At 61.6% G+C, this 25,511-nt stretch carries 21 protein-coding genes; 8 read left to right on the forward strand and 13 right to left on the reverse strand.

Annotated features, from left to right (window positions below; genetic code table 11):
* Positions 1-63: 63 nt before the first annotated feature.
* The 8 genes from oadA to sufB all read right to left on the reverse strand — a co-directional run bounded on the left by oadA (position 64) and on the right by sufB (position 9,595).
* Complete coding sequence (oadA, locus tag PSTU_RS0107985; RefSeq protein ID WP_019340519.1) at positions 64-1,881, reverse strand: sodium-extruding oxaloacetate decarboxylase subunit alpha; 1,818 nt, start codon at positions 1,879-1,881, stop codon at positions 64-66.
* Between the two features lie 10 nt (positions 1,882-1,891).
* Positions 1,892-3,307 (reverse strand): acetyl-CoA carboxylase biotin carboxylase subunit, encoded by a 1,416-nt coding sequence (locus tag PSTU_RS0107990; RefSeq protein WP_019340520.1) that lies wholly within the window; start codon positions 3,305-3,307, stop codon positions 1,892-1,894.
* 287 nt (positions 3,308-3,594) lie between these two features.
* Positions 3,595-4,044, reverse strand: a complete 450-nt coding sequence (locus PSTU_RS0107995; protein ID WP_019340521.1) for a SufE family protein — start codon at positions 4,042-4,044, stop codon at positions 3,595-3,597.
* A gap of 63 nt (positions 4,045-4,107) precedes the next feature.
* On the reverse strand, positions 4,108-4,635 hold the full coding sequence (gene sufT / locus PSTU_RS0108000) for a putative Fe-S cluster assembly protein SufT (RefSeq protein WP_029404674.1): 528 nt from the start codon (positions 4,633-4,635) through the stop codon (positions 4,108-4,110).
* A gap of 130 nt (positions 4,636-4,765) precedes the next feature.
* Positions 4,766-6,043 carry an aminotransferase class V-fold PLP-dependent enzyme gene (locus PSTU_RS0108005; RefSeq protein WP_019340523.1) on the reverse strand — a complete coding sequence of 426 codons (1,278 nt, stop codon included), beginning with the start codon at positions 6,041-6,043 and terminating at the stop codon, positions 4,766-4,768.
* A 6-nt stretch (positions 6,044-6,049) separates the two neighbouring features.
* Complete coding sequence (gene sufD, locus PSTU_RS0108010; protein ID WP_019340524.1) at positions 6,050-7,336, reverse strand: Fe-S cluster assembly protein SufD; 1,287 nt, start codon at positions 7,334-7,336, stop codon at positions 6,050-6,052.
* A 10-nt stretch (positions 7,337-7,346) separates the two neighbouring features.
* Positions 7,347-8,105: a Fe-S cluster assembly ATPase SufC gene (gene sufC, locus PSTU_RS0108015; RefSeq protein WP_019340525.1), complete on the reverse strand. Its 759-nt coding sequence runs from the start codon at positions 8,103-8,105 to the stop codon at positions 7,347-7,349.
* A gap of 32 nt (positions 8,106-8,137) precedes the next feature.
* Positions 8,138-9,595: a Fe-S cluster assembly protein SufB gene (gene sufB, locus PSTU_RS0108020; protein ID WP_019340526.1), complete on the reverse strand. Its 1,458-nt coding sequence runs from the start codon at positions 9,593-9,595 to the stop codon at positions 8,138-8,140.
* 439 nt (positions 9,596-10,034) lie between these two features.
* On the opposite strand from sufB, the gene PSTU_RS0108025 reads away from it, so the two are divergent.
* Positions 10,035-10,997: a LysR family transcriptional regulator gene (locus PSTU_RS0108025; protein ID WP_019340527.1), complete on the forward strand. Its 963-nt coding sequence runs from the start codon at positions 10,035-10,037 to the stop codon at positions 10,995-10,997.
* On the opposite strand, the gene PSTU_RS0108030 is transcribed toward PSTU_RS0108025, so the two are convergent.
* Together PSTU_RS0108030 and hexR are read right to left on the reverse strand one after the other, a co-directional pair.
* Complete coding sequence (locus PSTU_RS0108030; RefSeq protein ID WP_019340528.1) at positions 10,951-11,154, reverse strand: PA3496 family putative envelope integrity protein; 204 nt, start codon at positions 11,152-11,154, stop codon at positions 10,951-10,953. The genes PSTU_RS0108025 and PSTU_RS0108030 overlap by 47 nt on opposite strands.
* Before the next feature lie 105 nt (positions 11,155-11,259).
* Positions 11,260-12,126 (reverse strand): transcriptional regulator HexR, encoded by an 867-nt coding sequence (gene hexR / locus PSTU_RS0108035; RefSeq protein WP_019340529.1) that lies wholly within the window; start codon positions 12,124-12,126, stop codon positions 11,260-11,262.
* 304 nt (positions 12,127-12,430) lie between these two features.
* Here hexR and zwf point away from each other — a divergent pair, with 304 nt between their 5' ends.
* The 6 genes from zwf to PSTU_RS0108065 all read left to right on the forward strand — a co-directional run bounded on the left by zwf (position 12,431) and on the right by PSTU_RS0108065 (position 19,296).
* Entirely contained in the window at positions 12,431-13,873 is a 1,443-nt protein-coding gene (gene zwf, locus PSTU_RS0108040) for a glucose-6-phosphate dehydrogenase (RefSeq protein WP_019340530.1), read from the forward strand.
* A 656-nt stretch (positions 13,874-14,529) separates the two neighbouring features.
* Positions 14,530-15,063 carry a diaminobutyrate acetyltransferase gene (gene ectA, locus PSTU_RS0108045; protein ID WP_019340531.1) on the forward strand — a complete coding sequence of 178 codons (534 nt, stop codon included), beginning with the start codon at positions 14,530-14,532 and terminating at the stop codon, positions 15,061-15,063.
* Positions 15,060-16,337: a diaminobutyrate--2-oxoglutarate transaminase gene (gene ectB, locus PSTU_RS0108050; protein WP_019340532.1), complete on the forward strand. Its 1,278-nt coding sequence runs from the start codon at positions 15,060-15,062 to the stop codon at positions 16,335-16,337. The genes ectA and ectB overlap by 4 nt, the downstream gene beginning before the upstream one ends.
* A gap of 12 nt (positions 16,338-16,349) precedes the next feature.
* Positions 16,350-16,745 carry an ectoine synthase gene (locus PSTU_RS0108055; protein WP_019340533.1) on the forward strand — a complete coding sequence of 132 codons (396 nt, stop codon included), beginning with the start codon at positions 16,350-16,352 and terminating at the stop codon, positions 16,743-16,745.
* A 114-nt stretch (positions 16,746-16,859) separates the two neighbouring features.
* On the forward strand, positions 16,860-17,768 hold the full coding sequence (thpD, locus tag PSTU_RS0108060) for an ectoine hydroxylase (RefSeq protein WP_029404675.1): 909 nt from the start codon (positions 16,860-16,862) through the stop codon (positions 17,766-17,768).
* Between the two features lie 97 nt (positions 17,769-17,865).
* Positions 17,866-19,296: an aspartate kinase gene (locus PSTU_RS0108065; RefSeq protein WP_019340535.1), complete on the forward strand. Its 1,431-nt coding sequence runs from the start codon at positions 17,866-17,868 to the stop codon at positions 19,294-19,296.
* A 44-nt stretch (positions 19,297-19,340) separates the two neighbouring features.
* Here the strand turns inward: PSTU_RS0108065 and PSTU_RS0108070 are convergent, their stop codons facing one another.
* Complete coding sequence (locus PSTU_RS0108070; protein ID WP_019340536.1) at positions 19,341-20,150, reverse strand: cytochrome c oxidase assembly protein; 810 nt, start codon at positions 20,148-20,150, stop codon at positions 19,341-19,343.
* On the reverse strand, positions 20,147-20,617 hold the full coding sequence (locus PSTU_RS0108075; protein WP_019340537.1) for a DUF2243 domain-containing protein: 471 nt from the start codon (positions 20,615-20,617) through the stop codon (positions 20,147-20,149). Before PSTU_RS0108075 ends, PSTU_RS0108070 begins: the two co-directional genes overlap by 4 nt.
* 184 nt (positions 20,618-20,801) lie before the next feature.
* Between PSTU_RS0108075 and yegQ the strand changes: the two genes are divergently transcribed.
* The gene (yegQ, locus tag PSTU_RS0108080; protein WP_019340538.1) at positions 20,802-22,175 is read left to right on the forward strand and encodes a tRNA 5-hydroxyuridine modification protein YegQ; all 1,374 of its coding nucleotides are present in this window, start codon (positions 20,802-20,804) and stop codon (positions 22,173-22,175) included.
* Between the two features lie 467 nt (positions 22,176-22,642).
* Here yegQ and PSTU_RS0108085 read toward each other — a convergent pair whose 3' ends face one another.
* Positions 22,643-25,483, reverse strand: coding sequence for a putative bifunctional diguanylate cyclase/phosphodiesterase (locus PSTU_RS0108085; protein WP_019340539.1), 2,841 nt, complete (start codon positions 25,481-25,483; stop codon positions 22,643-22,645).
* Between the last annotated feature and the right edge of the window lie 28 nt (positions 25,484-25,511).

Consider the following 25,511-nt stretch of genomic DNA (forward strand, 5'->3'; position numbering starts at 1 on the left):
AGTTGCTTGAGCCGCGGCGGCACGTATAAAAAAGGGAGCCTTTCGGCTCCCAAGGGACAACTGTCAGGCTTCAATCTCTATCAGAAGATCGCCAGGGGTCACCCGGTCGCCTTTAGCCACATGCACCGCCTTAACCGTGCCGGCGATAGGCGCCTGGATTTCGGTCTCCATCTTCATCGCTTCACTGATCAGCACCGGCTGTCCGGCTCTGACCGTATCGCCTTCCTTGACCAGCACATCGACCACGTTGCCCGGCATGCTGGTGCTGACATCGCCCGGCGCGCTGGCCTGTTTGCGCTGTCCGGCGCTGCCGCCACCGACGAAATTGTTCAGCGGCTCGAACACCACTTCTTCCGGCATGCCGTCGATGGAGAGGAAGAAATGCCGCTTGCCCTCGCCCTTGACGCCCACTCCGGTGATGTCGACGCGATAGGTCTCGCCGTGTACGTCGATGACGAACTCGGTCGGCACGCCTTCGCCACTGGCGGCGCCCACCGCGCTGCCATCCGGGATCGGCAGCAGCACTTCCGGTTGCAACGTGCCGGCCTCGCGCTCTTCAAGGAACTTGCGGCCGATGTCCGGGAACATGGCGTAGGTCAGCACGTCCTCTTCGCTATGGGCCAGCGCGCCGATCTCCTGGCGCAGCTTGTCCAGCTCCGGCTTGATCAGATCGGCCGGACGCACCTCGATGAGCTCCTCGCCGCCGATGGCCTGGCGCTGCAGCTTCGCGTCGATGGTCCCAGGCGCCTTGCCGTAACCGCCCTGCAAGTAGAGCTTCACCTCGTTGGTGATGGTCTTGTAGCGCTCGCCGGCCAGTACGTTGAAAAACGCCTGGGTGCCGACGATTTGCGAGGTCGGCGTGACCAGCGGCGGGTAGCCCAGGTCTTTCCGAACGCGGGGAATCTCGGCGAGCACCTCGTCCATGCGGTCGAGCGCGCCTTGCTCCTTGAGCTGGTTGGCCAGGTTGGAAATCATCCCGCCCGGCACCTGGTTGACCTGCACGCGGGTATCGACCCCGGTGAAGTCGCTTTCGAACTGGTGGTACTTCTTGCGCACCGCGTAGAAATACAGGCCGATCTCCTGGATCAGCTCGAGGTCCAGACCGGTGTCGTATGGGGTACCGCGCAGCGCGGCGACCATCGACTCGGTGCCCGGATGGCTGGTGCCCCAGGCCATGGAGGAGATCGCCGTGTCGATGTGGTCGGCACCGTTCTCGATCGCCTTGAGCTGGCACATGCTGGCCACGCCGGCGGTGTCGTGCGAGTGGATGAACACCGGCAGGTCGATCTCGGCTTTCAGTGCGCGCACCAGATCGCCGGTGGCGAACGGCGTCAGCAGACCGGCCATGTCCTTGATCGCGATGGAATCGACGCCCATGTCGCGCATCGCCCGGCCCTGCTCGACGAACAGCTCGACGGTGTGCACCGGGCTGGTGGTGTAGGCGATGGTGCCCTGGGCGTGCTTGCCGGTCTTCTTCACCGCCTTGATGGCGGTTTCCAGGTTCCGCACGTCATTCATCGCATCGAAAATGCGGAACACGTCGATGCCGTTTTCGGCCGCCTTGGCGCAGAAGGCCTCGACCACGTCGTCGGCGTAATGCCGGTAGCCCAGCAGGTTCTGGCCGCGCAGCAGCATTTGCAGGCGGGTGTTGGGCAGCGCCGCCTTGAGTTGGCGCAGGCGCTCCCAGGGGTCTTCCTTGAGGAAGCGCACACAGGCGTCGAACGTCGCGCCGCCCCAGACTTCCAGCGACCAGTAGCCGACGCGGTCGAGCTTGTCGCAAATAGGCAGCATGTCCTCGGTGCGCATGCGGGTGGCCAGCAGGGACTGGTGAGCGTCGCGCAGGATGGTGTCGGTAACGGTGATTTTCTTCTGAGCAGTCATGGTTCGTTCCTCACAGTCCTGCGTGGGCGGCGATGGCGGCAGCGATGGCCAGGGCCAGTTCGCCCGGCTTGCGTTTGATCGAGTAATTCAGCAGTTCCGGATGGTTATCCACGAAGCTGGTGTTGAACTGACCGCTGCGAAAATCCGGGTTGTCGAGAATCTTCTGGTAATAGGTCGCCGTGGTTTTCACGCCTTGCACGCGCATGTCGTCCAGTGCGCGCGAGCCGCGTGCCAGCGCCTCTTCCCAGGTCAGCGCCCAGACGATGAGCTTCAGGCACATGGAGTCGTAGTACGGCGGAATGGTGTAGCCGGTGTAGATCGCCGTGTCGGTGCGCACGCCGGGGCCGCCGGGCGCGTAGTAGCGGGTGATCTTGCCGAAGCAGGGCAGGAAGTTGTTGCGCGGCTCCTCGGCGTTGATGCGGAACTGCAGGGCGAAGCCGCGATACTGGATGTCTTCCTGCTTGACCGAGAGCGGCAGGCCCGAGGCGATGCGGATCTGCTCGCGGACGATGTCGATGCCGGTGATTTCCTCGGTGATGGTGTGTTCCACCTGCACGCGAGTGTTCATTTCCATGAAATACACCTCGCCATCGGCGAGCAGGAATTCCACGGTACCGGCGTTCTCGTAACCCACCGCCTTGGCCGCGCGCACCGCGAGATCGCCGATATAGGCGCGCTGCTCCGGGGTCAGCTGCGGGCTGGGGGCGATCTCAATGAGCTTCTGGTTGCGCCGCTGGATCGAGCAGTCGCGCTCGAACAGATGCACGGTGTTGCCGAAGGAGTCGGCCAACACCTGAGCCTCGATATGCTTGGGCTCGACGATGCACTTTTCGAGGAATACATCCGCCGAACCAAAGGCCTTGGTCGCCTCGGAGATGACGCGCGGATAAGCTTGCGCTAGCTCTTCGCGCGAGTTGCAGCGGCGAATGCCGCGGCCGCCGCCGCCGGAGGTCGCCTTGAGCATGACCGGATAGCCGATACGCTCGGCCTCAGCCAAGGCTTCGTCGACATCCGCCACGTTGCCTTCGGTGCCAGGCGTGACCGGCACGCCGGCCTTGATCATGCTGCGCCGCGCTTCGGTCTTGTCGCCCATGCGGCGGATCACTTCGGCGCTGGGGCCGACAAAGCGGATACCGCGCTCGGCGCAGATTTCCGCTAGCTCGGCATTCTCGGAGAGGAAACCATAGCCGGGATGCAGCGCATCGCAACCGGTCTCGACGGCAAGATTTACCAACTTGCGTGGGTTCAGGTACCCGGCCAGCGGGTCTTCACCAATGAAATACGCCTCATCGGCGCGCTTGACATGCAGGGCGTGGCGGTCAGGTTCGGCAAAAACCGCTACCGAGCGCACACCCATTTCGGCACAGGCCCGCACGATGCGGACGGCTATTTCACCGCGATTGGCGATCAGCAGCTTTTTGATCACGCTGTCATCCCTCGGTCGATGGGGCAAAGGCCGCCTGGCGGAGGCCGTGTAGCGCTTGCATCCCGTGCAAGCCCATAAACCCTACGCCCATCGGAGTGATAACTGAAAATAAATAATAGTTTGCTGCTGAATAGGTAATTACTTATATCTAGCGAATTTGCAGTCGAAGGGTGTCATTTTTTCGCGATAAAAAATGATCAAACGCATGAAAGGATTGGAGTACGGCAGGCGGGCCGACAGATACGATCGCCGCCTCGAATCGCCGCCGCTCCGGCTATCTGACGCGTTCAGCTATCAGTGGCAACGGCGCGGATGCGATCAACCATACTTCGCAGGCCATTGCCACGCGTCGGCGATATGTGCCGAAACAGGTCGAGGGTGCGAAACACGTCGTCGATGTCGACCGCCAACAGGTCTTCGGGGGTGCGAGCATTCAGCGCGACCAGCACGATCGCGGCCAGTCCTTTGACGATGATCGCGTCGCTGTCGATGAGAAAGAACAGCTTGCCGCTCGCCGGATCTTTCAGATGCGTCAGCCAGACCTGACTCTGGCAGCCCTGGACGAAGTTGTCTTCGGTGCGCTCGTCATCGGGAAATGCCGGCAGTTTACGCCCCAGATCGACGATGTAGGCGTAGCGGTCTTCCCAGTCATCAAGCACGTCGAACGCGTCCACGACGTCGTCCAGACGAATGTCGGTGCCGAGGCTGGTGTGGGTAAAGTCGGTACTGGTCGTCATAAGGCGCGGTTCGATTCTGTGGGCATCATTGCGGGTGGGTAACGGGCTGCATGAGGTATCGCCTCACAGCATCCCCAGTTCCAACTTGGCTTCGTCGGTCAACATATCGCTGTTCCACGGCGGGTCAAAGGTGATTTCCACCGCCACTTCTTCGACGTTGGGAACCTCCTGGAGCTTTCGCTTGACGTCGTCGGCGATCACCTGGCCCATGCCACATCCCGCCGCCGTCAACGTCATCAGAACGTCGATCCGGTGTCCGCTGATCCTGCAATCATAGATCAGCCCCAGGTCCACTACGTTCACCGGTATTTCCGGGTCGTAGCAGGCGCGCATGGCTTCCCAGACCTGACTCTCGTTGATCGAGCCATCCGCGGTCTCCTCGAACCTGTTCTGCAACGGCTGCTTGCCCAGCCCGTCGGCGTCATGGCCTTCGATACGTACCAGATTGCCATTCAGCGCGACGGTAAAGCTGCCGCCCAGCGACTGGGTGATGGTTACGAACGTATCCGCCGGAACCATAACCTCGGTACCCGAAGGCACCAGTCGGCCGGCTATTTCACGTTTGGTGAGCACTACTTCCCGTTCATGCATGTTGTCGGGCTCCTCTATCTTGGCTGTCCCGGCAGTGCGCATGCGCCGTGACGCCTTCGGTCATTTGAGTCATTCGCCGTCAGCCTGGCCAGCGCACCGGATGCGGTTCAAAGCGCGCCGCGGGTGCGCCTTACCCGGCAAACAGCCGCTGCAGTTTCGCCAGCGCCTGGAACAGCTGATCAACCTCCTCCAGCGTGTTGTAGAACGCGAAGGACGCGCGTGCCGAGCCACTCTCGCCGAAGCGGTCCATCAGCGGCATGGCGCAGTGATTACCGGTGCGGATGGCGATGCCCTGTTGATCGAGCAATGTGCCGATATCGCTGGAATGCAGCCCCTGAATCTGAAACGACAACACGGGAACCTTATGCCGCGCAGTGCCCATGATCGTCATGCCTGGTACCGTCTCGACCAGTTCGTTGGCGCGCTGCAATAGCGCAGCCTCCACCGCTTCCACAGCCTCGCGGTCAAGCCCGTCGAGATACTGGATGGCGGCTTCGAGTCCGATGGCTTCGGCAATCGCTGGCGTACCGGCTTCGAAGCGGTGAGGCAACGCCGCCCAGGTGGTTTTCGCGAACGTCACCCGCTCGATCATCTCTCCGCCGCCCTGAAACGGCGACAGCTGCTCGAGGATGCTTTCGCGCCCGTACAGCACGCCAATTCCGGTCGGCCCCAGCAACTTGTGGGATGAAAACGCGTAGAAGTCGCAGTCCAGCTCGCGTACATCCACCTTCAGATGAGGGACCGCCTGGGCGCCGTCGATGACTGTGATCACGCCCTGGGCCCGGGCCGTGGCGATCATCTCGCGAACCGGATTGATCGTTCCCAGCACATTCGACACGTGTGTCATGGCCAGCACGCGGGTTCGATCCGTCAGTTGTTCGCTGAAACTTTGTTGGTCCAGCTCGCCTTCGTCGGTGACCGCGATGACCCGCAGTTCGGCGCCGGTGCGCTCGCAGACCATCTGCCAGGGCACGATATTGGCGTGATGTTCCATGTGGGTAACGAGAATCTGGTCGCCGGGCTTGAGCATCGTGGCCAGGCCGTTGGCGACGATGTTTATGGCCTCGGTGGTGCCTCGGGTCCAGATGATTTCCCGCGTGCTGGCGGCATTGATGAATGCGCGGACCGTCTCGCGGGCCGACTCGAACGCGACGGTGGCCCTGTCGCCCAGGGTGTGGGCGCCGCGGTGCACGTTGCTGTGCGAGGTGCGGTAGTAACGATCCATCGCCTCGATGACCGGGACAGGTTTCTGCGCTGAAGCGGCGTTGTCCAGGTACACCAGCGGCTTGCCGTTGACCGTCTCGCCAAGAATCGGAAAATCAGCCCGAATACGGTCGATATCCAGCCGCGGCCTGCTGGATAGGGCGGGAGTCGGGGCGGAGCCTGCGTGGCGGACAGCTTCGGTCATGGCAGGTCAATCCTCGATAAGGTTGTTCTGAATGAAACCGGCCAGCCGCTCATCGATCCACGCGCGTACATCTTCCAGCGGAATCTGGGCGACCAGTTCGTTGATGAAGCCCATGCTCAGCAGGGTCCTGGCCTCGGCCCTGTCGATGCCGCGGGACAGGAGAAAGAACATCGCCTCCGGGTCGAGCTGGCCAATGGTGGCGCCGTGGCCGCACTTGACGTCATCGGCGTAGATCTCGAGCTCGGGCTTGGTATCGATCGACGCGTGTGGCGACAGCAGCAGATTCTTGCTGTTCATCTGCGCACTGGTCTTCTGGGCATCGCGGTGGATATGAATGCGGCCGTTGAAGACACTGTGGGACGTGCCCGCAGCCATGCACCGGTAGTTCTCTTCGCTGGTGCAATTGGCGGCGATGTGTTCGAGCACCGTGTGGTTGTCGTAGTGCTGATTGTTCTGGGTGACGGCAACGCCATTCAGCAGGCAATGCGCGCCGGGCGCCTCGAAACGGACCTGCAGGTCATGCCGACGCAGCGTGCCGCCAAAGCCGAAGCAGTGGCTCTCGAAATGGCTGCCGCCCGCCAGACGCACGCCTGTCGCCCCGACGTGGCCAACCGATTCGGGTTCGAGTGCAAGGCGGATGTAGGTCAGCGTGGCGCCCTCGCCGACATCGGCCTCGGTAACCGCATCGACCAGATAAGCCTGCGCGTCGGTGGCTTCGTACTGCTCGACCAGCGTAAGCGTGCTGCGCTCCGCCATCGTCAGCATGATCCGTGGGTAAACCGAACCGCTCTGCTGGGCATCCGTCAGGATCTGGATATACAGCGGGCGGTCGACTTCGGTCTCGGCCGCGACCTCGACCAGCACGCCATCTTCCAGGCGCGCCGTGTTCAGGCGAGCCAGCTGGGTCGTTGCGGTGTCCAGCGCCTGGTCGAGACGCGCTGCGAGCTGCTGCGCCCGGTCGACATCGAGCTCACTGAATGGCGTGACGCGAAAGCCCGCCTGGTCCGGTAGCTCAGAGGCCGCGAGGTCGACCAGACCGTTGCGAATGACGATCCGATAGCCGCTGACCGCCATGGGCTCCAGCACTTGCGTGCCTTCTTCGAGGGCTGGGGCGAGCGCTTCATCGAACGACAGATAACGGCTGGAATACTTCCAGTTTTCGGTCTTGCGCGTAGGCAGCGGCATATCCTGCAATGCCCTGCCGCGTGCTGTTCTGAGTTCGCGCAACGGCTGCGGCAAACGCTCGCCGCCATCAGCCAGAAACGCTGCAGGCAATGTCGGTACTGCCTTCATCATGGCCTCCTTAGCGCGCTACTGCGTCGTTGATGCCCAGCCAGCCGTAGCCTTTTTCTTCCAGCTCCAGCGCCAGCTCCCGCCCGCCGGAGCGGATGATCCGCCCACCGGCAAGCACGTGCACGTAATCCGGAACGATGTAGGACAGCAGGCGCTGATAGTGGGTCACGACGAGAAAGGAGCGATCCGGCGAGCGGTTGGCGTTGACCCCATCGGAAACCGTCTTCAGCGCATCGATATCCAGGCCCGAGTCGGTCTCGTCGAGAATCGCCAGGCGCGGCTCGAGCAGCATCATCTGCATGATCTCGTTGCGCTTCTTCTCGCCCCCGGAGAAACCTTCGTTGACGCCGCGCTTGAGAAACGAAAGGTCCAGATCGACCTCACCGGCGACCTGCTTGGCCAGCTTCATCAAGCCCACGGCGTCGAGCTCCGGCTGCCCGCGGTGCTTGCGCATCGCATTGACTGCCGTGCGCAGGAACTGGATGTTGCTGACACCGGGAATCTCGACCGGGTATTGGAACGCCAGGAACAGACCGTCGCGGGCGCGCTCTTCGATTTTCTGCTCGAGCAGGTTCTTGCCATCCATGGTGACTTCGCCAGCGGTCACCTCGAACGCCTCGTGCCCGGCCAGCACTTGCGCCAGGGTGCTTTTACCGGAGCCGTTCGGGCCCATGATCGCGTGCACTTCACCGGCACCGATCTCCAGATCGATGCCCTTGAGGATCGGCGTTCCATCGACGCTGGCGTGCAGATTCTTGATACTCAGCATTAGGTTCTAACCTCTCTTTTGACCAATAGGTGCTAGCCGACCGAGCCTTCGAGGCTCACTTCGAGCAGCTTGCCGGCTTCCACGGCGAACTCCATCGGCAGCTCCTTGAAGACTTCCTTGCAGAACCCGTTGACGATCATCGAAACGGCCTGTTCCGGCTCGATGCCACGCTGGCGGCAGAGGAACATCTGCTCGTCGCTGACCTTCGATGTGGTGGCCTCGTGTTCGACGATGGCGCTCTGGTTTCGGCTTTCGATGTAAGGGAAGGTATGCGCCCCGCATCGGTCACCGATCAGCAGCGAATCGCACTGGGTAAAGTTGCGCGCACCCTGGGCGCCAGGCCCGAACCGTACGAGACCGCGATAGCTGTTGTTGCTGCGCCCGGCGGAAATGCCCTTGGAGATGATCGTGCTGCGGGTGTTCTTGCCCAGATGGATCATCTTGGTGCCGGTATCGGCCTGCTGGCGGTTGTTGGTCAGCGCGACCGAATAGAACTCTCCGACGCTGTTGTCGCCCTGCAGGACGCAGCTGGGGTACTTCCAGGTAATCGCCGAGCCGGTTTCCACCTGGGTCCAGGAAATACGGGAATTCTTGCCGCGGCACGCGCCGCGCTTGGTCACGAAGTTATAGATGCCACCCCGACCCTCAGCATCGCCGGGATACCAGTTCTGTACCGTGGAGTACTTGATCTGGGCATCGTCCAGCGCCACCAGCTCGACCACCGCAGCATGCAGCTGGTTCTCGTCGCGCATGGGCGCGGTGCAGCCTTCGAGGTAACTGACATAGGCGCCTTCGTCGGCGATGATCAGCGTCCGCTCGAACTGGCCGGTGTTGGCCGCGTTGATCCTGAAGTAGGTGGACAGCTCCATCGGGCAGCGCACGCCCTTGGGGATGTAGACAAATGAGCCATCGCTGAACACGGCGGAGTTGAGCGCCGCGTAGTAGTTGTCGCCTTGGGGAACGACGCTGCCGAGGTACTTCTTGATCAGCTCGGGGTGCGCATGCACCGCCTCGGAGATGGGGCAGAAAATCACCCCGGCCTCGGCCAGGCGCTTCTTGAAGGTGGTACCGACGGAAACCGAATCGAACACGGCATCCACGGCGACATCCCGCACACCGGCCAGCGCGGCGCGCTCGTGCAACGGAATGCCCAGTCGCTCGTAGGTGCGCAGCAACTCCGGATCGACTTCATCCAGACTCTTCGGCCCATCCTTCTGGGATTTGGGCGCCGAATAATAGGAGATCGAGTGAGGGTCGACCCGTTCAAACTCGACATGGGCCCAATCCGGCTCGTCCATTTTCAGCCATCGACGGTAGGCGTCCAGTCGCCACTCCAGCATGAACTCCGGTTCGCGTTTGATCGCCGACAGACGGCGAATCACCTCTTCGCTCAAACCGGGCTCGAACGTATCGGCTTCGATTTCCGTGACGAAGCCATGCTCGTATTCGCTTCTGATCAGCTCGTCGACCTGTTTACCTGCGTTGGCCATGATGGACGCTCCGTTCTCTCTCAGGTTTCTACGGTAAAGCCCGGCTACCAGGCTGCGGTCGCTGACGATGTCGTCTCGCCTGTATCTGCGGCAAGCGGCAAGCAGCAGCGATCATCGTTCCAGCCATGATCCGCCGGGTTTGTAATTATGGTTTTGACGCTACTGTACATTACCAGAGCAATTTAGTCAGGTATTAAGCGATGATGATGCGCGACGCTGATTTAGCCGAAGTCCGACCGCGATGGCGGGGCTCTCGGTCGCCAGGGGTTCGACTGCTTATACATTGCCGATTCATCGTGTAATGCTTGCATGCTGGGAGCGCAATCAGCACGGTGCGACGTCACGACGTGAGGCGACAGCTGCCGAACCAGGAACCCGCCGATGAGGTGCTTGCCGCTAACGATGGCGGCGGCAGGAAACAGACGAGAGCAGCAAGCCGATGCGAAAAAGCATGATGCGGATCACCCTGCGCCAGTTGCAGGTATTCAGGGCGGTCTGTGATAGCCGCTCCTACAGCCGTGCGGCGGAAGAAATGGCGCTGACCCAGCCAGCCGTGAGCCTGCAGATCCGCCAGCTTGAGGAGCTGATTGGCCAACCGTTATTCGAGTACCTGGGAAAAAAACTCTACCTCACTGTCGCTGCCGAAGCCCTGCAGCGCGCCAGCGCCGATATTTTTGGCCGCCTGGACAGCCTGGACATGCAGCTGTCCGATCTGCAGGGCTCGCTTCAGGGGCAACTGACCCTCGCCGTAGAATCGAGCGCCAAGTACATCACGCCGCATCTGTTCGCCGCGTTCAAACGCCAGCATCCGGAAGTCAGCCTGGAACTGGTCGTGGTCAATCACGCCCAGGTGGTCAAGCGCCTGTCGACCAGCCGCGACGACCTGCTGATCATGTCGCAGGTGCCGACCGACATGGACCTGGAGTTCATGCCTTTTCTGAACAATCCCATCGTGGCGGTTGCGCCAATGGACCATCCGCTGAGCCAGGCAACTGACCTGACCCTGCAGGACCTGACCGCCTACCCACTGGTTATACGTGAACCCGGATCAGGCACACGCAAAGCGGGCGAAGACTATCTACGGCAAAAGCGCGCGCATTTCGCTCAGACGATACAGGTGGCGTCGCTGGATGCGCTGCGCGAGGCCGTGGTGGCCGGGTTGGGCGTGGCGCTAATGCCACGCCATGCGGTTCACCTGGAACTGGCTCACGGCCTGCTGCGAGAGCTGCCGGTTCAGGAACTGCCGCTGTACCGCAGCTGGTGCGTGGTGCATCCCAGAACCAAACGTCTGAGCCCGGTCGCTCAGGCGTTCTTTGCCTTCATCCGTGAGGAGCGCGCTCAGATCAGCGCGTTGGCTACACGTTTTGCCGGTGCTCCGCCTGACGCTCCAGCAGTGGGCTGACCATCAACAGATCGGGGAACTCCATCAGTTGCGCGTGCAGCTGGCGCTGCTCGTCATAGCTTTCGATGGCGCGGCGGAAGTGCATGCGGCGCTCGTCCTGTTGCTTGCGGCGGGCACGGGCATCGAGGTTGACGTAGGCTTCACGGTGCTGGGACATGCGTGGTCTCCGGAACGGGTGTCGGGAGAGCCCAGCATCGAAGCCTCAGGTGACGCTATCAGGACGAACAGATGACGGGGCGATGAACGTCGCTCAAAGGCCGCCTCATTCCTCGTGCGGCTTCACCGACTTGGGCGACAGGCGCAGGCTGCGCAAGCTGCGCTTGACGCTCTTCAGGTGATTGACCAGGCTCGGGCCACGCGCCATGGCGACGCCCATCGCCAGCACATCGATGACCACCAGGTGGGCGATCCGCGAGGTTAGCGGCGTGTAGATCTCGGTATCTTCCTGCACGTCGATGGCCAGGTTGATCGTCGCCAGCTCCGCCAGCGGCGTCTGGCTCGGACAGAGGGTGATCAGTGTGGCGCCGGACTCGCGCACCACATTGGCAGTGATCAGCAGGTCCTTGGAACGTCCCGACTGGGAAATGCAGATCGCCACATCGGTGGGTTTCAGCGTGACCGCCGACATCGCCTGCATGTGCGGATCGGAATAGGCCGCCGCGCTGAGCAGCAGCCGGAAGAACTTGTGCTGGGCGTCGGTGGCGACCGCACCCGAGGCGCCAAAACCATAGAACTCGACACGCTCGGCCTTGGCCATGGCGGCCACCGCGCGCTCCAGCGCGTCGGAATCGAGCTTTTCACGCACTTCAATCAGCGTGTGCAGGGTCGTGTCGAAGATCTTCAGCGCAAAATCGGTGACCGAATCGTTCTCGCTGATAGCGAACTGACCGAAACTGGCGCCCGCGGCGAGGCTTTGCGCCAGTTTCAGCTTGAGGTCCTGAAACCCGAGGCAGCCGATGGCGCGGCAGAAGCGCACGATGGTTGGCTCGCTGACACCCACTGTATGGGCCAGATCGGCCATCGAACTGTGCATCACGGCAGCCGGGTCGAGGAGCACATGGTCGGCCACCTTGAGTTCCGACTTGCGTAACGAACTTCTCGATTGAGCGATGTGTTGCAGCAGGTTCACGTAGGCGACTCACTTTGATCAAAACCCGGCAAGAATGGTCGAACGCTGCGGGTGCGCTCGCACCCGTCATGCCGGCTGGGTTGTAGTGGGCTTGTAGTTATACTACAAGCTTCGCTGTATCGCCCACCTGGGTGCCGTTTAAAACGCAGACGGGGCAGGCAAAACAAGGCGGAAAAAACGGAAAAGCGGAGTTCAGGTTCCGGCAAATGGGCTCTCCGAGACCGTTTTTAACGCGGCATTGCCGACGCTGGCAGTTCTAAGCGGCACGTCAATCGACATCTGTCCACCTTCTAGGAGTGACGCTGTGTCCATTTCCTGCGACATGCTGGTATTCGGCGGTACCGGCGACCTGGCACTACACAAACTCATCCCTGCGCTGTATTACCTGCACCGCGAGCAGCGGCTGCATGCTGACGTTCGCATCCTGGCAATCGCCCGTCAGGACATCGACCGCAACGCCTACCTGGTACTGGCCGAGCGTCATCTCCGAGCACAGATTGCACGCACGGACTTCGAGACCGAGATTTGGAATGCGTTCAGCCAACGCCTCGACTACTTCCCAATGGACGCCACCCAGCGCGGTGAATACATCCGCCTCGCGCATCACCTCGGCCAGGCCGAAGGCCGCGTGCGCGTGCATTACCTGGCAACCGCACCCAACCTGTTCGAGCCCATAGCGTCGAACCTTGAAAGCGCCGGCCTTGCGGGGGAAGACGCCCGCATCGTGCTGGAAAAGCCCATCGGCCATTCATTGGAATCGGCGCTGGAAATCAACGCGGCCATCGGTAACGTCTTCCCGGAATCACGCATCTACCGGATCGACCACTACCTCGGCAAGGAAACCGTGCAGAACCTCATGGCGTTGCGCTTCGCCAACGCACTGTTCGAGCCGATCTGGCGCAGCGGTCATATCGACCATGTGCAGATCACCGTGGCCGAAACCCTCGGCGTCGAGGAGCGCGGCAGCTATTACGACCATGCCGGGGCGATGCGCGACATGCTGCAGAATCACCTGCTGCAACTGCTCTGCCTGGTGGCGATGGAAGCCCCAGTGCGCTTCGACGCCAAATCGATACGCGGCGAGAAGGTCAAGATCCTCGAAGCGCTCAAACCGATCACCGGCAACGACGTGCAGGACAAGACCGTGCGTGGGCAGTACGTCGCCGGGCAGATCGGTGGCCATGACGTGCAGGCCTACTACTTCGAAAAGGACGTCGATAACGACAGCGACACCGAAACCTTCGTCGCCGTGAAAGCCGAGATCAATAACTGGCGCTGGGCCGGTGTGCCCTTCTATCTGCGCACCGGCAAGCGCATGGCGAAGAAGCGTTCGGAGATCATCATCACCTTCAAACAGGTGCCGCACATGCTATTCACCAAGGGCGAGGTCAACCGCCTGGTGATCCGCCTGCAGCCCGAAGAGAGCATCAGCCTGCAGCTCATGGCCAAGGCACCGGGCAAAGGCATGCAGCTGGAGCCCGTCGAGCTCGATCTGAACCTGGCGCACGCATTCAGCAGCACGCGTCGCTGGGAGGCCTACGAGCGGCTGTTGCTGGACGTGATCGAAGGCGACTCGACACTGTTCATGCGCCGCGATGAAGTGGAAGCGGCGTGGAACTGGGTTGACCCAATCCTCTGTGGCTGGCAGAGCCATTACCGCAAACCCAGACCCTATCCGGCTGGAACCGACGGCCCTGAGCAGGCGCACCAGCTGATCGAGCACCAGGGTCGCCAGTGGTGGCGTTGAGCCAGCCGAGAGCGTCCGCCGCGGGCGCCGATTACGCGTTGTACGGCCCGAAATAGAGCTGCTCTGCGCGAGCAGCTGTAACTAACACAGCGAGCAGCTCGCAACTAGCAGCTGAACTTTCCAGCATCGTCGGTAATTGGGCTGACCAATAAATTTAACCAAATGCGACGAAGTCGCCATCTCCGCGAAGCGGATCGCCGATATCCAGCCAAGATATCGGCGACTGAACTTGCCAGTTCTGGCCTGCTGATTCAGGGCTTAATCCATCAACAACTCCGGCAAGTTTCGGCCAGGCAAATGCGGACGTTATCCACAACCGTACCGGCATTGGCGCAACCCTCGCAAAGCCCCATTCTGAAAGGGCTCCGCTCTGTTGGCTAAGCGTACTGATCTGCGCTTTTGCCGCGCCTTGATCATCTAGCAGAGCCCGCCCAGCAACGTGCGCCGATCCGACGCTGATATACCACTGTATATAGGCATCAGATCAGACCCGATCCTGGCGCTTGGCGAGCAAGTTCAACTTTCGCGATAAACGGCGAACTTCGGAGATATCAGCGCCGATTCAATGCCCATGATCGGCGACTTGGGTTGAGATTAATTTTTTGATGTGTTTATTCTAATAAAGGATTTCAATCAGCAACCCCAAAGGTCTTGTTTTGAGTGTTCCTACCGTAACGCTCCGTCGCCCAACCGACGGCGACGGTTATCCCCTCCATGAGCTGGTAGCGCGCTGCCAACCCCTGGATATCAATTCGGCGTACTGCAACCTTCTGCAATGCTCCGACTTCGCCGACACCTCCATTGCCGCCACAGATGCGGATGACCAATTGGTAGGTTTCATTTCCGGTTACTGCCCTCCTGCTCGCCCGGACACCTTGTTCGTCTGGCAAGTCGCGGTCGACGCTTCGATGCGCGGCCAGGGTCTGGCGCTGCGCATGCTGATGGCATTGATCGCTCGAGTCGCCAGAGAGCAAGGCGTCAGCCACCTGGAAACAACCATCTCGCCGGACAACGGGGCATCTCAGGCGCTGTTCAAAAAGGCCTTCGCCAAACTTGGCGTGGACTACAGCACCCGAACCCTGTTCTCCCGCGCCGAACATTTCGCCGGCAAGCACGAAGACGAAGTGCTCTACCGCGCCGGCCCGTTCGCCGCACCCCATTCAGAAGAAGAACTAGAGGAAAACGCATGAAAACTTTCGAACTGCACGAATCTGGCGTTCGCAGCTACTGCCGCTCCTTTCCCGTGGTCTTCAAGCAGGCCCGTGGCGCTGAACTCATCACCCGCGAAGGCAAGTCCTACATCGACTTTCTCGCCGGTGCCGGTACGCTGAACTACGGCCACAACCATCCGGTGCTCAAGCAGGCGCTGCTCGACTACATCGAAGCCGACGGCCTCACCCATGGCCTGGACATGTACTCCGAAGCGAAGGAGAACTTCCTCTCCACCTTCGATCGGCTGATCCTCAAGCCGCGCAACATGGACTACGTCATGCAGTTCACCGGTCCGACCGGCACCAACGCGGTGGAAGCCGCGCTGAAGCTGGCGCGCAAGGTGACTGGCCGCAACAACATCATCAGCTTCACCAACGGCTTCCATGGCTGCAGCATCGGCGCGCTCGCTGCGACCGGTAACAAGCACCACCGTGGCGCCGCAGGCGTTCCGCTGACCGACGTCAGCCGCATGCCTTACGCCAACTACTTCGGCGACAAGGTCAACACCATCGCGATGATGGACAAGCTGCTGACCGACCCATCCAGCGGTGTCGACAAGCCCGCTGCCGTGATCGTCGAAGTGGTCCAGGGCGAAGGCGGTCTGAACGCCGCCTCGGCCGAGTGGGTGCGCAAGCTCGAGAAGCTGTGCCGCAAGCACGAAATGCTGCTGATCATTGATGACATCCAGGCCGGTTGCGGCCGGACTGGCACCTTCTTCAGCTTCGAAGAAATGGGCATCAAGCCGGACATGATCACCTTGTCCAAGTCGCTGTCGGGCTACGGCCTGCCGTTCGCCATGGTGCTGCTGCGCAAGGAGCTGGACCAGTGGAAGCCGGGCGAGCACAACGGCACCTTTCGCGGTAACAACCACGCGTTTGTCACCGCTGCTGCCGCCATCGAACACTTCTGGAAGGACGAAGAGTTCGCCAACAGCGTCAAGGCCAAGGGCAAGCGCATCGCCGATGGCATGCACAAGATTGTCCGCCGCTATGGCCCGGACTCTCTGTTCGTCAAAGGTCGCGGAATGATGATCGGCATCAGCTGCCCGGACGGCGACACCGCTGCCGCCATCTGCCGTCACGCCTTCGAGAACGGCCTGGTCGTTGAAACCAGCGGCGCGCATAGCGAAGTGGTCAAGTGCCTCTGCCCGCTGATCATCAGCGAAGAGCAGATCGACAAGGCCATGAGCATCCTGGACAAGGCCTTCGCTGCCGTGATGTCCGACCAGGACTCCAACCAAGCAGCTTCTTGAGGACTTAGCAAAATGATCGTACGTACCCTGGCCGAATGCGAGCAGTCCAACCGCAAGATCAAGACCGATACCTGGGACAGCACCCGGATGCTGCTCAAGGACGACAAGATGGGCTTCTCGTTTCACGTAACCACCATCTACGCCAACACCGAGACGCACATCCACTACCAGAACCATCTGGAGTCGGTGTATTGCATGAGCGGTAACGGTGAAATCGAGACCATCGCCGACGGCAAGATCTACAAGATCGAGGCCGGCACGCTGTACATCCTCGACAAGCACGACGAGCACTTGCTCCGTGGCGGCACCGAGGACATGAAAATGGCCTGCGTCTTCAATCCGCCGCTCAACGGCAAGGAAGTTCATGACGAGAGCGGTGTCTACCCGCTGGAGGCCGAAACCGTTTAAGAGCATGGTGATGCGCGGCATCACCCGCTATCGATGGTTGTGCCCATCCTGCGAGTGACCGCAGGGTGGGTGAAACCCGCCAAGGAACCGAAAGGAGACTGTGAAGTGAACCCCGTGCAAGCCGACCTGTACCCTTCGCGCCAGCACGACGAACCCAGCTGGCAAGAGCGTCTGGATCCGGTCGTCTACCGCAATGACCTGGCCAACGCCCCTATTGCACCAGAACAGATCGAACGCTTCGAGCGTGATGGTTATCTGGTCATCCCCAATCTGTTCAGCGCCGAGGAAGTCGCGGTGTTCCGCGAAGAACTCGATCGCATGCGCCAGGACCCGGCCGTCTCCGAGTCCGGCAAGACCATCAAGGAACCCGATAGCGGCGCGATCCGCTCGGTGTTCGCTATCCATGCCGACAATCCGCTGTTTTCCCGTGTCGCCTGTGACGAGCGCATTGCTGCTATCGCCAGCTTCATACTCGGCGGTGACATTTATGTGCACCAGTCGCGGATGAACTTCAAACCCGGCTTTACCGGCAAAGAGTTCTACTGGCACTCGGATTTCGAAACCTGGCACGTCGAAGATGGGCTGCCACGCATGCGAACTCTGAGCTGCTCGATCCTCCTCACCGACAACGAGCCGCACAACGGCCCGCTGATGCTGGTGCCGGGGTCGCACAAGCACTACATCCGCTGCGTCGGCGCGACGCCGGAGAACCATTACGAGAAATCGCTGCGCAAGCAGGAGTTCGGCGTACCCGACCATGACAGCCTGACCCGCCTGGCGGACCGCTACGGCATTGACACGGCCACCGGCCCGGCAGGTAGCGTGGTGTTTTTCGACTGCAACACCATGCACGGCTCCAACAGCAACATCACCCCCAGCGCGCGCAGCAATCTGTTCTATGTCTACAACCATGTAGATAATGCCGCGCAGGCCCCATTCTGCGGCCTCTCGCCACGCCCGGCCTTTGTCGGCGAGCGCGAGAATTTCAAGCCTCTGCAGATCAAGCCACAACAGTATCTCTGACGTATCCATCAGGCCCGCATACCGGGCCTGATCTTTGTTGGCGGCCGAGAGGCGGCCCAGGGATGAAAATTCACCCCCAAGACGGGACGATGAATCGATGCATACCGTAGAAAAGATCGGCGGCACATCCATGAGCCGCTTCGACGAACTGCTCAACAACATCTTTATTGGCCATCGCACAGGCGACGAGCTCTATCAGCGCGTCTTCGTCGTATCGGCCTACAGCGGCATGACCAATTTGCTGCTGGAACACAAGAAGACCGGAGAACCGGGCGTCTACCAGCGCTTCGCCGATGCCCGCAGCGAGGGCGCCTGGCTCGACGCGCTGGAAACCGTGCGTTCGCGCATGCTCGACAAGAATGCTGAGCTGTTCGGCGAGTTCGAGCAGCGTGCGGCCAACCAGTTCATCAACTCGCGCATCGACGATGCCCGCGAATGCATGAGCAGCCTGCAACGCCTCTGCGCCTACGGCCACTTTCAGCTCGACGAACACCTGATGAAGGTGCGCGAGATGCTCGCCTCGCTCGGCGAAGCGCACTCAGCCTTTAATTCGGTGCTGGCGCTCAAGCACCGCGGCATCAACGCGAAAATGGTCGACCTCACCGGCTGGCACCGCGACGCGCCGCTGCCCTTCGACGAGATGGTGCGCCACAGCTTCGAAGAGGTGGACCTATCCCGCGAACTGGTCGTCGCGACCGGCTACACGCATTGCAGCGAAGGCCTGATGAACACCTTCGACCGCGGCTACAGCGAGATCACCTTCGCCCAGATTGCTGCTGCCACCGGCGCCCGCGAAGCGATCATTCACAAGGAATTTCATCTTTCCAGTGCCGACCCGAACCTGGTCGGCGCCGACAAGGTGGTCACCATCGGTCGTACCAACTACGACGTGGCCGACCAGCTGTCGAACCTGGGCATGGAGGCGATCCACCCGCGTGCAGCCAAGACGCTGCGTCGCGCCGGCATCGAGTTGCGCATCAAGAACGCGTTCGAACCCGAACACGCCGGCACTCTCATCAGCCAGGACTACAAGAGTGAGCGGCCCTGCGTCGAGATCATTGCCGGGCGCAAGGACGTCTTCGGTATCGAGGTGTTCGATCAGGACATGCTCGGAGACGTCGCCTACGACATCGAGATCAGCAAGTTGCTCAAGCAACTGCGCCTGTACGTCGTGAACAAGGACTCCGATGCCAACAGCATCACTTATTACGCGGCTTCGGGCTCGCGCAAGCTGATCAACCGCGCCGCCCGGCTGATCGAGGAAAAATATCCGGCCGCCGAGGTCACGGTGCATAACGTCTCCATCGTCTCGGCGATCGGCTCGGACCTCAAGGTCAAGGGCATCCTTGCCAAGACCGTGGCCGCGCTGGCCGGTGCTGGGATCAGCATTCAGGCAGTGCACCAGTCGATCCGTCAGGTGGAAATGCAGTGCGTCGTCAACGAGGAAGACTACGACGACGCCGTCGCCGCGCTACACCGCGCGCTGATCGAGCCGGAGAACCACGGCGATGTAATCGCCGCGGCATAACGACTTCGCGCCATCGCAACACCGACCGCCGGATCTGGCTCGCGCTAGCTCCGGCGGTCTGCCGTCTGCCATTCGCTGGCCGATTCGGACAGCTTGCGGCGCCGATACCAGCCGGCGAAGAACACCAGCGCCAGGATCAGCTCGGCCAGGTCGCCGCCGTAGTACATCAGTTGCGCCGCCGCTTCGATCTCGGCCAGTTCAAGGCCGGCGTCTCGGGGAAATCCGTAGGCATACATCAACTTGCCGAGCACCGCGTGAGCGGCGATAGCGGCGAACAGCACCCCCAGCCGCATCCGCATTCCCGGCCGATGGGGCGCGGGGTCCGGTCCGGCAATGGACCAGCTGAACAGATAGCCAGCAAGGACAAAATGCAGGTGTAGCCAGATGTGCAGCACCGGTTCGCTGAAGCTCAACTGGAACAGCGGTGTGAGATAGAGCACATAGAGCGCGCCAATGTCCAGAAACAACGCAGTGGCGGGATGGCTCAGGCAACGCACCGGCATGGTCGCCGCGAAATCGGTGATGCGGCGTGCAGTGGTTACCGGCACGCTGCGCAGCAACAGAGTGCCCGGCGCCCCGAGCATCAGCGCGATGGGGGCGAACATACCCAGCAACAGGTGCTGAGCCATGTGCCCACGCAGATCTGAATGTCCCCACTCGACCACAGGCGGCGAGAAGGCCAGCACCAACAGCCCGCAGCCAAGGCTGAAACTGACCAACCGCCAGCAATGCCAAACCTTGCGACGCCTGCGCTGTGCACGGACCCCCAGCACATAGGCAAACCACAGCCCTTGGGTCACCAGCACCAGCATGAAGGTCCCGGCGAGCGTCAACAGATGAGCGTCATGACTCACAGACCGCTCACCCCGCGCGGTCGCCGCCCGACACCTGCCCTACGCCAGACAAAGAAACCCACCGCCAGCAGCAATACGCCGAAGCCATTCCACGCCAGGTCGTAGAGCCAGAGATTGTCGACGTAGCGCACCTGGTGCAAACGCAGCACCTTGTGATCGACAACGCCGTCAAACAGCTGGAAGCCTCCCGCTCCGAGCAACAGCCCCGCCCAGGCGTGCCAGCGCGACACCGCTTGATGACGACTCAGCCGAACGAACAGGTAAAACCCGGCCGCCAGCATCAGCAGCTCAGCCGAGTGCAACAGGCCATCGGACAGGAGCGAGATGGCAGGAGTCGAACGGTCGAAAAAGTGGTGCCAGGCGAGAATCTGATGAAAGACGATTTCATCGACCGCGGCCATCAGACCGATACCGAGCAAGAGCGTCGCGGTCAGGCTGCCTCTGGCGTCGACGAAGTTGGCGCTCACGATGGCCTCCGGGTGAGTACGGGTTGGCCTGCGTCGGAGCTCGGTGCACTCGACTCAAGCCTCGTCTAAGAGTGACTTGGGTCGGCCGCAGGAGTTCGCGATGCACTTGATCTGGCGCGGCGAAAAGCGCCAGGCAACTCGGTAGAATCCGCACACTTTTGTCGGTATACAGAGCCACCGCACCATGACCCAGCCACGCACCGAATTGCTGTCGCCCGCCGGCACCCTCAAATCCATGCGTTATGCCTTCGCCTACGGCGCCGACGCGGTCTATGCCGGGCAGCCACGTTACAGCCTGCGCGTGCGCAACAACGAGTTCGACCACGCCAACCTGCGTCTGGGCATCGACGAGGCGCATGCCCAGGGCAAGCAGTTCTACGTGGTGGTCAACATCGCGCCGCACAACGCCAAACTGCGCACCTTTATCAAGGATCTGGAGCCGGTGGTCGCGATGGGCCCGGATGCGCTGATCATGTCCGATCCAGGGCTGATCATGCTGGTGCGCCAGCACTTTCCGGAGATGACCATTCACCTCTCGGTGCAGGCTAACGCGGTGAACTGGGCCAGCGTCGAGTTCTGGCGTCAGCAGGGGCTGACCCGGGCGATTCTCTCCCGCGAGCTGTCCTTGGAAGAGATCGGTGAAATCCGCGAAAAAGTGCCGGGCATGGAGCTGGAAGTTTTCGTTCACGGCGCGCTGTGCATGGCCTATTCCGGACGCTGCTTGCTGTCGGGCTACATCAACAAGCGCGACCCCAATCAGGGTTCCTGCACCAACGCCTGTCGCTGGGAGTACAAGACCCACGAGGCGAAAGAAAACGAAGTCGGCGACATCGTGCACAAGTACGAGCCCATCGCCGTGCAACCGGCCGAGCCCGACCGATCCGAACCGACGCTCGGGGCCGGCGCACCGACCGATGAGGTGTTTTTGCTCGAAGACAGCAGCCGTCCGGGCGAATTCATGTCCGCCTTCGAGGACGAGCACGGCACCTACATCATGAACTCCAAGGACCTGCGCGCCGTGCAGCACGTCGAGCGCCTGGTGCAGATGGGCGTGCATTCGCTGAAGATCGAGGGCCGGACCAAATCCCACTACTACGTGGCGCGCACCGCGCAGGTCTACCGTAAGGCCATCGACGACGCAGCCGCCGGCAGACCGTTCGACAAATCACTGATGGACACGCTGGAGTCGCTCGCACACCGCGGCTATACCGAAGGCTTCCTGCGTCGTCACGTGCACGACGAATACCAGAACTACGAGCGCGGCTTCTCACTGTCGGACCGCCAGCAGTTCGTCGGCGAACTGACCGGCGAAAGGCGCAACGGCCTGGCCGAAGTGATCGTCAAAAATCGCTTCGCTGTCGGCGACCGCCTGGAGTTGATGACGCCGCAAGGCAACCTGAGCTTCCGCCTGGACGCCCTGGAAAACAAACGCGGAGAGCGCACCGAAGTGGCACCTGGCGATGGTCACGTGCTCTACGTGCCCGTCCCGGAAAGCATCGACCTGCAACATGCCCTGCTGATGCGCGAACTGGACGGCGGCAGCACCACACGCGGCTAACAGGTGACGCTCAGTGGGTGGCGCAGCAGATGGACCCGGTGGCGTCCTCGTGACAGCCATGGTGGGCTTTAGCGCCGTGGGCTGAAGCCCACCCCGAACGGACCTGCAGGTGTTCGGGGGCTCTGTCCCTGTAAGTGATCGCTCGGGTTAGAAGCGAACCGGGTCGAATCGACGCCCCCCTGCAGCGCTGTGCGTTAACGACGCAGCCGAGCCATTCGCGGTCAAGACTGCTCCCACGGGAGAACTTGGTACCGCTGCTTTCGCGGTCGAGACCGCTCCCACGGGGGTTGGTGCTGACACGCATTTGCGAGCGTGGCTTTCCCAAGGGGACGGGGGCACCTGAGGCTATGCACGGCACCGAACCTGTGGGAGCGGTCTTGACCGCGAGCTTTTCAGCGAAGCCGCGCTCAGAACACCCGGCGCCCGATGAAGCAGCGCGCTGTTCGCCGCTACGACCGGCCGGCCTCTCACATCAGAAGCTTGACGAACTCGCCCGCCGGCACCGGCCGGCTGATCAGGTAGCCCTGCATCTCGTCGCAGCCGTGCGCCTTGAGGAAGTCCGCCTGGGCCTGGGTTTCGACGCCCTCGGCGACAACCTTCAGCTCCAGGCTATGGACCATGGCGATGATGGCTCGAACGATGGCCGAATCCTCGCCGACCTGATCCAGCTCGCAAATGAATGAACGGTCGATCTTCACGTAGTCCACCGGGAAGCGCTTGAGGTAACTGAGTGAGGAATAGCCGGTACCGAAGTCGTCGATGGCCAGCTTCACGCCCAATGAGCGCAGTTGGCGACTGATGGTGATGGCATTGTCGATGTCATCGAGCAGCTGGCTTTCGGTCAGTTCCAGTTCGAGCCGGTCGGCTGGCAGCCCGGTCTCCTCCAGCACCTGGCGCACCAGGCTGACGAAGTTGCCCTGACGCAATTGCTTGACCGACAGGTTCACCGAGACCCGAATTGCCGCCAGTCCATCGAGTTGCCACTGCCGCGCCTGCCGACAGGCCTCGCGCAGGACGAACTCCCCGAGGGCAATGATCAGCCCGGTTTCCTCCGCCAGCGGAATGAAAGAGCCCGGCGCAATGAGGCCGTTCTGTGGATGCCGCCAGCGCACCAGCGCTTCAGCCGCATCCAGGCTGTCTTCCGTCACGCTCAATCGTGGTTGGTAGAAGACTTCCAGCTGGCCTTCCTCGACGGCGCGGCGCAGCTGGTTTTCCAGTTTGAGATTTTCCAGGCTCGACACCTGCAAACGCTCGGTGAAGAACTGCAGGGTATTGCCGCCCAGATGCTTGGCATGCTGTGTGGCCATGTTCGCCTGCAACAGCAGCGAGGCCGCCTCACGCGAGTTGTCCGGCATCAGGCTGACACCGATGGACGCGCTGATGACCAGCTCCTGATCATCGATCTGAATGGGTTTGCTGATGCGCGACAGCAGACGGCTACCGCTGTGCGCCAGGCTGGCGAGGCTGCCGTGCCCTTCGACCACCACCACGAACTCATCACCGGACAAACGGGCAATGGTATCGGCGTCTGAGAATGTATGAGATAGGCGGCGCGAGACCTCACGCAGCAACTGATCAGCCGCCTCGTGCCCAAGGCTTTCGTTAAGCGTCTTGAAACGGTCCAGATCGATATAGAAGACCGCGAGCCCGCGATTGCTGCAGCGGCTGCGCTCGCAGGCGCTGTGCAGCCGTTCCTTGAGCAAGCTGCGATTGGCCAGCCCGGTCAGCTCGTCGAAGTGGGTCAGGTAGCGCAGACGTTCCTCGACCTGGCGCCTGACGCTGAGATCGGAAACAAATGCGACCACGTTGCAAACGTTGCCTTGCCGATCGTGCACCACGCGCATCTGCGCCCATTGCGGGTAGACCTCGCCGTTTTTGCGGGTTTCGATCAGCTCGCCTTGCCAGCTGCCGTGCTGCGCCAGGCTTTCGCGAATCGCCGCATATTGCTGGCGACTGTCCTCGGAGCTGGCCAGCAGGGCGACGCTTTTGCCGATCAGCTCTTCTCGGCTGAAGCCGGACAGCTCGCAGCAGGCCTGGTTGACCGCCAGCAGATGGAACTCGGGGTCCATGATCGCCATGCCCTCGCCCGACGCCTCGAACACAGTCGCGGCCAACCGCAACTGCTCGGCCTGACGGCGGCTCTCGCTGATGTCCCGCCGGGTACCGATCATGCGCAAGGCCCGGCCGTTGGCATCACGTTCGGTCACGCGTCCGCGATCCTCGATCCATACAGAGCTACCGTCCTTAAGCATGGCTCGGTATTGCACGGAGTAGCTGTCAGTCCTGCCCTTCAGATGATCAATCATGTCCTGGCGTACGCGCGCGACGTCTTCGGGATGCACTTCAGGACGCTGCTGGTCAGCCAGCCGCAGTCGATCGCTCTGGCCAACCCCGAAAATGACATCCATCCGCGAGTGATGGACCTCATCGTTGGCCATGTCCCAATCCCACATGCCCAGCTCACTGGCTTCCAGCGCCAGACTCAAGCGCGCCTCGCTCTCACGCAGCGCCGCAGTGCGCTCGATCACGCGCCGTTCGAGCCCATCGAAAGCCTCTCGCAGCCGGCCCTCGGCGTGGCGGCGCTGCTCGATTTCCCGACCCAGTTCGCCGTTCAGTTCAAGGGCTTCACCACGCATGCTTTCCAGCCGCCGGATCAGCAACTGATTGTGCAGACGCTGGGCCAGGCTGGCCGTTACCACTCGGTTCATTTGCCAGGCGATCATGCTCAGCGTGAGCAACACGATCGCCGCCAGCACACCCCATCCCTGCAGTTGGGGCTCACCGCTGCCCAGCAGCACGACCGCTGCGGGAAGCAGCCCTGGGATGGCAAACGCGCCGAACGCTCGGAGCGACACGCCGCAGGCCACGCACCCGGCAAAGTACACCGAGGCAAGCGAGCCGAGCAGTATCGTCTGCTGTAAAAACGGCCCGTCGAGCGCCAGCTCGATGATGGCGTAGTCCAGCGTCACTGCACTGGCGACACTGGCTAGCAGAAAGCTCCGGTACCAGCGAGGGTGCTGCTGCTCCTCCGCGCTGGCTTTGGCAAAGCGGCGTGTCTGCTGCAGCCTCAGGAGAGCGAGCGCAAAGGTCACACCCGACCAGATCGCCAATTGCAGCTTCGGCCCTTCCGTCCAGAGCACAGCGGGAAACACCAGGCTGGTGATCATCATCAGCAGCAGCGCAAGCCGTGAGGCCTGATAGAGCAGCCGCGTGCGCTCGGCACGCTCATCGGTCTCGGCATGGTTGAAAGCGGCGTGGTCCTCCATGGCCGTTGACGCCGACGGATTGGCTTGTGCGGAATCGATCATCGGGTAGGTCTTGTATTGGGCGTTTGGA

This window comes from Stutzerimonas stutzeri SDM-LAC, assembly GCF_000235745.1.
Classification (GTDB): domain Bacteria; phylum Pseudomonadota; class Gammaproteobacteria; order Pseudomonadales; family Pseudomonadaceae; genus Stutzerimonas; species Stutzerimonas stutzeri_H.